The sequence below is a fragment of the Geodermatophilus maliterrae genome (assembly GCF_041018925.1).
GTDB lineage: Bacteria > Actinomycetota > Actinomycetes > Mycobacteriales > Geodermatophilaceae > Geodermatophilus > Geodermatophilus maliterrae.
In genome coordinates, this window is record NZ_JBFNXQ010000148.1 from 1 (window position 1) to 9,386 (window position 9,386).

At 74.9% G+C, this 9,386-nt stretch carries 6 protein-coding genes and 2 pseudogenes; 3 read left to right on the forward strand and 5 right to left on the reverse strand.

All coding sequences use genetic code 11. The features are described from left to right. The 4 genes and pseudogenes from ABQ292_RS25115 to ABQ292_RS25130 form a co-directional block, all read right to left on the reverse strand. Nucleotides 1-335: pseudogene (locus ABQ292_RS25115) on the reverse strand (N-acetyltransferase); the annotation flags it as partial. A 164-nt stretch (nt 336-499) separates the two neighbouring features. After that, the gene (locus ABQ292_RS25120) at nt 500-1,123 is read right to left on the reverse strand and encodes a hypothetical protein (protein ID WP_369210436.1); all 624 of its coding nucleotides are present in this window, start codon (nt 1,121-1,123) and stop codon (nt 500-502) included. Nucleotides 1,124-1,216: 93 nt separating this feature from the next. Then, a complete protein-coding gene (locus ABQ292_RS25125; protein ID WP_369210437.1) occupies nt 1,217-2,086 on the reverse strand; it encodes a DUF2382 domain-containing protein in 870 nt (289 codons plus the stop codon). Between the two features lie 125 nt (nt 2,087-2,211). Next, nucleotides 2,212-3,048: a TetR/AcrR family transcriptional regulator C-terminal domain-containing protein gene (locus ABQ292_RS25130; RefSeq protein WP_369210438.1), complete on the reverse strand. Its 837-nt coding sequence runs from the start codon at nt 3,046-3,048 to the stop codon at nt 2,212-2,214. Nucleotides 3,049-3,222: 174 nt separating this feature from the next. Between ABQ292_RS25130 and ABQ292_RS25135 the strand changes: the two genes are divergently transcribed. Genes ABQ292_RS25135 through ABQ292_RS25145 form a run of 3 tightly spaced genes read left to right on the forward strand, consistent with a single transcriptional unit; the run spans nt 3,223 to nt 8,758 of the window. After that, the gene (locus ABQ292_RS25135) at nt 3,223-5,808 is read left to right on the forward strand and encodes a molybdopterin oxidoreductase family protein (RefSeq protein WP_369210439.1); all 2,586 of its coding nucleotides are present in this window, start codon (nt 3,223-3,225) and stop codon (nt 5,806-5,808) included. Nucleotides 5,809-5,819: 11 nt separating this feature from the next. Then, a complete protein-coding gene (nirB, locus tag ABQ292_RS25140; RefSeq protein ID WP_369210440.1) occupies nt 5,820-8,354 on the forward strand; it encodes a nitrite reductase large subunit NirB in 2,535 nt (844 codons plus the stop codon). Beyond that, entirely contained in the window at nt 8,351-8,758 is a 408-nt protein-coding gene (locus ABQ292_RS25145; protein WP_369210441.1) for a Rieske (2Fe-2S) protein, read from the forward strand. Before nirB ends, ABQ292_RS25145 begins: the two co-directional genes overlap by 4 nt. Nucleotides 8,759-8,866: 108 nt before the next feature. Here the strand turns inward: ABQ292_RS25145 and ABQ292_RS25150 are convergent. After that, nucleotides 8,867-9,386, reverse strand: a pseudogene (locus ABQ292_RS25150) (hypothetical protein); the annotation flags it as partial.

The window sequence follows — 9,386 nt, forward strand, 5'->3', positions numbered from 1 at the left end:
GCGCGCTCGGCGTGCAGCCGGGGCACCTCGCGCTCCAGCGCCGCGCGGACGTCGGCGGGCACCGGCGTCGCCGCGCCGTCGGGTGCCGCCCAGGAGGCGAGTGCGTCGACGTCCTCGCTCACCCAGGTGGTCCCGGTGGCCACGCCACGGTGGCCCTCCAGCTCGGCCAGGCGGGTCAGCCGCTGGGTGCGCCCGTCGAGCGGCAGCGCCCAGCGCACCCAGCGCGACTCGGCGAACGCGACGGTGAGGGTGGCCGCGATGCGCGGGACGTCGCGCGGCTCGGCCGGCCGCACCAGCGGGACGCCGATGTGGACCGTCGGCCCGGGCTCGCTCATGACCCGATCAGACCACGCGTGCCGCGGGCGCGCCGTCCCCGGACACGACGACGGGGCCGGCCCTCGGGAGAGGACCGGCCCCGTCGGAGGAGCTCTGGTGGCCTCCCTGCAGGGTCCCGCCGCGAGCGTGCGAGTGGCGGGGGGGGGGGGGCAGGGAGGTCCTTTCAGAAGCCGGCGCGGTCGACCTTGCGGTGGTACTGCGTGCCGAGCTTGCCGCCGAGGACGGCACCCAGCAGCGTCACGACCAGGACGGCGACCAGGGCGATGATGCCCGCGGTGGTCAGGGTGTCGCCGCTGATCGGGAGGCTCGGCAGGTTCAGCTGCGAGAGCACGTTGTACTGGGCGCCGAGGACGGCACCGGCGATCCCGAGGAGCACGGCGACGAGCAGGCCGATGACCCAGACCGCGAGGCCCTGCTTGACGCCGTCGAAGCGGGCCATCCGGCCGGCGACGTAACCACCGGCGAGATAGGCGAGGAACAGGACCACCAGCAGCGCGATGCCGCCGGTAAGCCCGATGGTGTCCGCCGCAGCGGTGGCCTGGTCGGCGGCCTGGTCGGCGCTGGACACCTGGGTGAGCCCGAACGCGACGCCGGCGGCCGACAGCAGGGCGAGCAGGATGACCGCCAGGCCGTTGGCCGACAGCCAGCCGAAGAAGGCCGCGCCCCACTTGATGCCGCCGAAGCGGGCGTGCTGGGCGTCGACCGCGTCACGGGCGGCGCCGCGCGTGGCGGAGGCGCCGTCGGTGGTCGTGCGGGCGGCGTCGCCGCCGCCGAAGGAGCTGCTCATGGTGCCCTTCCTTGGTCGGTGGGGCCGATCCCCACCGGGGAGTGGTGTCGCGAGGGCGCGGACCGGCCGGCAGCCGGCCGGTCCGCGACGTCCTCAGCGGCGGCGGGTCGTCGGGTCGACGTCGCCGTCGACCTCGATCTGCTCCTTGCGGATCTCACCGCTGACCGTCTCCTGCTCGGTGACGGTCTGGGTGTCGAGGCGGACGCGCTCGACCGGCGTGGCCTCCGTGGAGACGACGGGGCGCTCGGCGTGCAGCGTGACCTCGTGCTCCTCCTCGGAGATGGCCGGGCCGTCGAGGGCGTTGCCGATGTTGGCGTCGGTGATCGGCTCGCGCTCGACCCGGACCTCCTCGCGCGAGACCGGCACGGTCGCGCTCTCGGTCTCGGTCACGACGTACTTGCGCAGCCGGGCCTTGCCGGCCTCGACCCGCTGGACACCCACGTTGAGGTGCTCCTCGGAGCGGGTCATGGCGTTGTCCGTGGTGGGACCGGAGGTGTCGCGGCCCACGGTGCCGGTCTGGCCGCTCAGGTCCTGGCGGCCGGTGGTCCCGGTGCGACCCTCGAGCGAGTCCGGGATGCCGTCACGGTCGCTGTCGCGGCCGGTGGTGCCGGTGGTGGTGCCGGCGACGCCCTGCCCGGTCGTCGTACCGCTCGTGCCGAGGCCGTAGTAGCGGTAGAGCTCCGACTCCTCCTCGGGGGAGAGGTGGCCGGCCGAGACGTCGACGTGCGGCGCGCCCTTGACCTTGGCCTTGTCGTAGGGGACGCGCAGCTCGTTGCCCTCGACGGTGGCCTCGGCCAGGGGCACGAACGCCTCCTTGGTGCCGAACAGGCCGGTGCGGACGGTGGCCCACTCGGGGCGGCCGGTCTCGTCGTCGAGGAAGACCTCGCCGACGCTGCCGTGCTTGCCGTCGGGGCCGACGGCGGTGCTGCCGATGACGTTGCTGATCTGCTGTTCGGTGATCACGGGTGCTCCTCGCAGGATGGCGTTCAGGGGTGGCCCGGCTCCCTCGCGGCGGTCGCGCCGGGGCTCAGCGGGCCACTTCCTGGATGCCCGTCCCTTTACGTCGTAAACACCCTCCGGCCGAACTCTCAGTCGCCCGGGGCCCGCCCCTCCTGCCGGACGGTCTCCAGCCGGCCGAGCAGGTTCTCCAGGGCCTCCTCGAACTCGGCGGCCGTCTCGTCGCGGGACAGCAGGGACTCCAGGCGCACCACCGAGGGGTAGGACCGCAGGTCGGCACCCGGGGACGGGGCGCCGTCCCCGGGCACGTCCTCCGCGTTGATGGCTACCCCCTTCTGGCTCACCTCCAACAACAGGTGTCCCAGGAGGAAGCTGGAGTAGGCGCGGTACGCGCCGACGGCCGCCTCGTCGGAGAAGCCGCTGTCGGTCATCGCGGTGAGGAAGGACTCCACCCAGCGCAGGCTGCGCAGTGGCGGGCGGACCCACGGCGCGGCCGGCGGGCGGGTGGCCACGAGCGGGAAGACCTCCGGGTGGGCCAGTGCGAGCCGCCGCACGCCGTGCGCCAGCCGCTGCAGGAAGTCCTGCCACCCGTGCGCGGCCTGCATGTGCACGTCGGGGTCGCCGTAGAGCTCGTCGATGACGGTCTCGACGACGCCGTCGAGCAGCTGCTCGCGGCCGGGCACGTACCGGTAGAGCGCCATGGCCTCCACGCCCAGCGCAGCGCCCAGCCGGCGCATGGTCAGCGCACCGAGGCCGTGCCGGTCGATGTACTCGACCGCCGCGCCGAGGACCCGGCGGCGGTCCAGCGGCGTCCGCCCGGTCGACGGGGGGCCGGCCGGGAGCACCGCGGTCGCGCCGCGCGCCGCCGGTCCGTCCCGGTCCGGGGCGTCATCGGAGAGGTCGGGGGGGTCGGGGACGGAGGGGTCGGGGTCGCCGGAGGGCGCGTCGTCGGGCAGTTCTCCCTGCACGGGGTCATGGTGACCCGCCGGGACGACGGACAGGGCGGGACCCCGGCGCGTCTCGTGCGCCACGCCGCGTGGCGTCCGCCGCACCGTGCGGCACCGCCGGCGGTGAGGTCCCCGGAACCCAGGCTTGACGCCGGCGCCGCTGCGGGGAAACCGGGCCCGCCGAACCTCTAGGACGTGCCCGCAGCCGTCGTCCCCGGTGCCGTCCCGGCCGGTCCCCGCACGCGGACCACCGAGACCCACTGCCCCTACTGCGCGCTGCAGTGCGGGATGGCGGTGACCGCCGGGGACCGGCCGGCCACCCTGGTCCCGCTCGACTTCCCGACCAACCGGGGCGGGCTCTGCTCGAAGGGCTGGTCGTCCACCGAGCTGCTCGACCACCCCGAGCGGCTGCTCCGCCCGCTGGTCCGCAGCACCCCGGGGGACCGGACCAGCCCGCTGGTCGAGGCCACGTGGGACGACGCCCTGGGCCGGCTGGTCGACGCCATCGAGCGCACCCAGGCCCGGTACGGCCGCGACGCCGTCGGCTGCTTCGGCGGGGGCTCGCTGACCAACGAGCAGGCCTACCAGTTCGGCAAGTTCGCCCGGGTGGCGCTGCGGACCAGCGCCATCGACTACAACGGCCGCTTCTGCATGTCCTCGGCCGCGGGCGCCGCCAACCGCGCGTTCGGCCTGGACCGCGGGATGCCGTTCCCGCTCGCCGACGTCGCCGAGGCCGACGTCGTCGTCCTGGTGGGCAGCAACCCGGCCGACACCATGCCCCCGGCGATGCAGTACTTCGACGCCGGCCGCGAGCGGGGCGCGCAGCACGTCGTCGTCGACCCCCGGCGCACCGCGACCGCCCGCAACGCCGCGCTGCACCTGCAGCCGCTGCCGGGCACCGACCTCGCGCTGGCCAATGGTCTGCTGCACATCGCACTGGCCGAGGACCTGGTCGACGAGGGGTACGTCGCCGCCCGCACCACCGGCTTCGACGACGTCCGGTCCGGCGTCGCCGCGTACTGGCCCGACCGGGTCGAGCGGATCACCGGCGTGCCGGTGGCCGACCAGCGGCGCACCGTGTTCGCCCTGGCCCGGGCGGAGCGGGCGATCGTCCTGACCGCCCGGGGGGCCGAGCAGCACCGGAGCGGCACCGACACCGCCCAGGCGTGGATCAACCTCGCGCTCGCCCTGGGTCTCCCCGGCCGGCCGGGGAGCGGCTGGGGCACCGTCACCGGGCAGGGCAACGGGCAGGGCGGCCGCGAGCACGGGCAGAAGGCCGACCAGCTGCCCGGCTACCGCAGCCTGGCCGACCCCGCCGCCCGCGCCCACGTGGCGGCCGTGTGGGGGATCGACCCCGACGACCTGCCGTCGCCCGGGCGGTCGGCCTTCGAGCTGCTCGACGCGCTGGGCACCGACGGTGGTGTCCGCACCCTGCTGGTCCTCGCCTCCAACGTGGCGGTGAGCGCCCCCGACGCGCGGCGGGTCGTCAGCCGGCTCGGCGACCTGGACTTCCTGGCCGTCAGCGACTTCTTCCTGTCCGAGACCGCCGAGCTCGCCGACGTCGTCCTGCCCAGCGCCATGTGGGCCGAGGAGGACGGGACGATGACCAACCTCGAGGGCCGGGTGATCCGCCGGCGGAAGTCGCTCGACCCGCCCAGCGGCGTGCCCGACGACCTCCGGCTCCTGGCGGTGCTGGCCGAGCGGCTGGGCGCCGGGGAGCACTTCAGCGGCGACGCCGAGACGGTGTTCGACGAGCTGCGCCGGGCCAGCGCTGGGGGAGCCGCCGACTACTCCGGCATCACCTACCGCCGCATCGACGCCGGGGAGGGCGTCTTCTGGCCCTGCCCGCAGGAGGACCACCCCGGCACGCCCCGGCTGTTCACCGAGCGGTTCAACACCCCTGACGGCCGGGCCCGGTTCCTCCGTGTCGAGCACGTCGACGTCCACGAGCGCCCCGACGCCGACCACCCCTACGTGCTCACCACCGGCCGGGTGCTCGCCCAGTACCAGTCGGGCACCCAGACCCGGCGCACCCGCAGCCTGCAGATGGTCGCGCCGACCCCGCGCGCGGAGCTGCACCCCGACCTCGCCCGGCGGCTCGGCATCGGCCCCGACGACGTCGTCGAGCTGAGCACCCGCCGGGGCCGCGCCCGCTTCCACGCCTGGATCACCGACGCCGTCCGCCCGGACGTCGTCTTCGCGCCCTTCCACTGGGGCGGCGGCTCCAGCGCCAACGCGCTGACCGACGCCGACGCCCTCGACCCCACCTCCAAGATGCCCGCCTTCAAGGTCTGCGCGGTCGCCGTCGCCCGCGCCGGCGGCCCCGACGAGCTCATCGCGCCACCGGTCCCCGCGACCCAGCCGCAGCCCCGCGGCCACGAACGGCCCGCCACCCCCGCCCCGCGCCACCCCACCCGCACGAGGAGCACCCGCGTGAAGAGCACCCCACGCTTCCTGCAAGGCGTCTTCCCGATCACCGGCGAGGGCCTGGCCAAGCCAGGGCCGATCGACGCCGCGCTGCGCTACACGGTCCCGAACGGGCAGTCCGCCCAGGCGCTGTACTTCCGCGGCGGCAACTCCACCGGCGAGCTGGTCTACGTCCTGCTGGTCCGCGACGGCGAGCCGATGCGCTGGTTCCCCATCGGCGCCAGGGGCGACGTGCACGTGCCGCTGCGGGTGGTCGAGGACCTCACCGGCGGCACCGTCGTGGAGCTGCACGCGGCGGCGCCCGAGGGCGTGACCGGTGAGCTCGTGGTCGACCTCGGTCTGGTGGAGGTGTGATGGGCCCGGGCGTGGCGGACAGCAGGGTCCTCGGTGGCCGCCCGGAGGGCCTGACCTCGATCACCCTGGACGACGACCTCGACCCCCGCGCGCGCCTGGTCGTCGTGGGCAACGGCATGGCCGGCGCCCGCTTCGTCGAGGAGGTCCTCGAGCGCGGCGGCGGGGAACAGTTCCGGATCACCGTCTTCGGCGACGAGCCGCACGGCAACTACAACCGGATCATGCTCAGCCCGGTGCTGGCCGGTGAGTCGCACGAGGACGAGATCGTCCTCAACAGCCACGACTGGTACGCCGACAACGGGGTGACCCTGCGCGCCGGCGTCCGCGTCGAACGCCTCGACACCGCGGCCAAGCTGGTCCACGCCGCCGACGGCACGGGCACGCCCTACGACCACCTGGTCCTGGCCACGGGCAGCTACTCGTTCATCCCGCCCGTGAACGGGGTCCGGCGTGAGGACGGCGACCTGCTGCCCGGCGTGTACGGCTTCCGCACCATCGACGAGACGCGCGAGATGCTCGCCGCGACGTCCCGGTGCCGGAAGGCCGTCGTCATGGGCGGTGGGCTGCTCGGGCTGGAGGCGGCCCGCGCGCTGCAGGGCCACGGTATGCAGGTGGAGCTGGTGCACGCGATGCCGCACCTGATGAACGCCCAGCTCGACGCCGAGGCCGGCGCCATCCTCAAGAAGAGCGTCGAGTCGCTCGGTATCGGCGTGCACCTCGACTCGCTGGCCAGCGAGGTCCTCGGCAGCGAGCACGTCGAGGGCGTCCTGCTCGAGGACGGGCGGCGGCTGGACTGCGACCTGCTCGTCGTCGCCGCCGGCGTCCGGCCGCACACCGACGTCGCCGTCCGCTCGGGGCTGGAGGTCGAGCGCGGCATCGTCGTCGACGACCAGTTGCGCACCGACGACCCCGACGTCTACGCCATCGGCGAGTGCGCCCAGCACCGCGGCTCGGTCTACGGGCTGGTGGCCCCGGCGTGGGAGCACGCGACCGTGCTCGCCGACGTCCTCACCGGCACCGACCCGACGGCGGAGTACCTCGGCAGCCGGACGGCGACGAAGCTCAAGGTCGCCGGGGTCGACGTCGCCACCATGGGCGTGAACAGCCCCGAGCGCGACGACGACGAGTTCCTCGTGATCTCCGAGCCGAAGCGCGGCGTGCACATGTCGGTGGTCATCCGCGACGACCGGCTGGTCGGCGCCACGCTGCTCGGCGACACCCGCAAGGTCGCCTACCTGACCCAGGCCTTCGACCGCGGCAGCCCGCTGCCCGAGGAGCGCATCCGGCTGCTGGTCGACCTCACCGACGGCAAGGAGGAGGTCGGCGTCGCGGACATGCCGGCCGACAGCCAGGTCTGCAACTGCAACGGCGTCACCAAGGGCGCGATCTGCGGCGCGGTGGCCGACGGCTGCGGCAGCGTCGGGGCGGTCATGGACCGCACCCGCGCCGGCAAGGGCTGCGGCTCGTGCACGTCGCTCGTGAAGCAGGTCGTGGAGTGGGCCGCCGACGGCGACGTCGCCGAGGACCCGGCCGCCTCGTACTACGTGCCGGGCATCCCGCTGGCCAAGCCCGCGCTGATGGCCGCCATCCGCGAGCAGGACCTGCGCAGCGTCTCGGCGGTGTTCGCCGCACTCGCACCCGGCGGCGCGGAGGACGCGAAGTCGAAGATGGGGCTGACCTCGCTGCTGAAGACGGTCTGGGGCGTCGACCTCGTCCCGGAGAAGGACGGCGAGTTCATCAACGACCGGGTGCACGCCAACATCCAGCGCGACGGCACCTTCTCCGTCGTCCCGCAGATCAAGGGCGGGGTGACCACGCCGGCGCAGCTGAAGCGGATCGCCGAGGTGGCCGAGAAGTACGAGGTCCCGATGGTCAAGATCACCGGCGGGCAGCGGCTGGACCTGCTCGGTGTCCGCAAGGAGGACCTGCCCGCCGTCTGGGACGACCTGGGCATGCCCTCGGGCTACGCGTACGGCAAGAGCTTCCGCACGGTGAAGACCTGCGTGGGCAGCGACTTCTGCCGCTTCGGCCTGGGCGACTCCACCCAGCTCGGCATCGACCTGGAGACGCGGTTCCAGGGCATCGAGAGCCCGGCGAAGATGAAGCTCGCCGTCGTCGGCTGCCCGCGCAACTGCGCGGAGGCCTACGTCAAGGACGTCGGCGTCGTGGCGATCGGCAACGGCAGGTGGGAGGTCTACGTCGGCGGTGCCGCCGGGGCCTCGGTGCGCAAGGGCGACCTGCTGGCCACCGTCGACTCGCCGGAGGCGGTGATCGAGCTGACCGGCCGGTTCCTGCAGTACTACCGCGAGAACGCCAACTGGCTCGAGCGCACCTACGACTTCGTGCCGCGCGTCGGGCTGGAGCGGATCAGGCAGGTGCTGCTGGAGGACGCCGAGGGCATCGTGGCCGACCTCGACGCGGGCATGCAGGCCTCGATCGACGCCTACCGCGACCCGTGGGGGCAGGACGCCAGGGAGCCGGCGACGCCGGGGCAGTTCCGCTCGTCGCTGCCCCTGATCCCGCTGCCGCAGGTGCCGGTCCGATGAGCGTCTCGACACGGACCCCTGAGGCGCCGACCACGCCCGGTACCGAGACCGGGACGCCGGCCACCGGCGTCGCCGTCCCCGGCACCGCGGCGCCGCCGGCCGGGCGGGCGTACACCGTCGGCCGGGCCGGGGACGTGCCGCCGGGGGAGGGGCGGGCCTTCGTCGCCGGGGACGTGCAGGTCGCCGTCTTCCGGCTGCGCGACGGCTCGCTGCACGCCACCCAGGCCGCCTGCCCGCACGCCGGCGGGCCGCTGGCCGACGGGCAGACCGACGCCGACGTGCTCGTGTGCCCGCTGCACCTCTACGCCTACCGGTGGAGCGACGGCTCCTCGACCGGCGGCGCCGGGCCGCTGCAGCGCTACCCGGTCCGCGAGGTCGACGGTCTGCTCGTCGTCGACGTGTAGGCGCGTCGCCGCCTCGTGTGCACGAGTCGCGGCGGGCGGGCCCGGCCGGTCGCGACACGTGCACACGGCGCGAGCCAGGTCCGAGCGCCGGTCCCGATCCGCGGGCGGTCAGGCGAGGTCGGCCAGGGCGGCGGCGACCGCCTCGTCGCGGACGAAGTCCAGCGCCAGCAGCCGGTGCACCAGCACCCCGCGGCGGGTCAGCCGCAGGTCGGCCGGACGCAGCCGGGGCAGCGCCGAGCCGCCCGGGCGGGGCTGCGCCGGCGTCGGGTCGAGCAGGCCGCGCCGCTGCAGGTCGGAGAGGTCCTCGAGCGCGCCCCACGCCGTCCAGCCGCGCGGGTCCTGCGGCACCGGCGTCATCGGCAGGGGCACCCGGTCGCGCCGGCCGACGGCGGCCAGCAGCACCCACTGGCGGGCGGTGAGGTCGGTGGCCAGCCGCAGCCCGCGGCCGACGACGGCGGCGTCGAGGTCGGGGGAGGCGGCGGCCTCGGCGAGCAGGTAGCCCAGGTGCCGGACCCGCCACTCCTCGGGCGTGGCCCGCGCGGCCAGCACGACGCCCTCGGCCAGCTCGTCGGCCCGCGCGCGGTCGCCGGGGCCCGGGGCGAGGAAGCCGTCGGTGCGCACCGGACGG

Coding starts and splice junctions, on each gene's coding strand:
- ABQ292_RS25145 (WP_369210441.1), top strand. CDS start 8,351: ATGAGCGTCTCGACACGGACCCCTGAGGCGCCGACCACGCCCGGTACC.
- ABQ292_RS25120 (WP_369210436.1), bottom strand. CDS start 1,123: ATGAGCAGCTCCTTCGGCGGCGGCGACGCCGCCCGCACGACCACCGAC.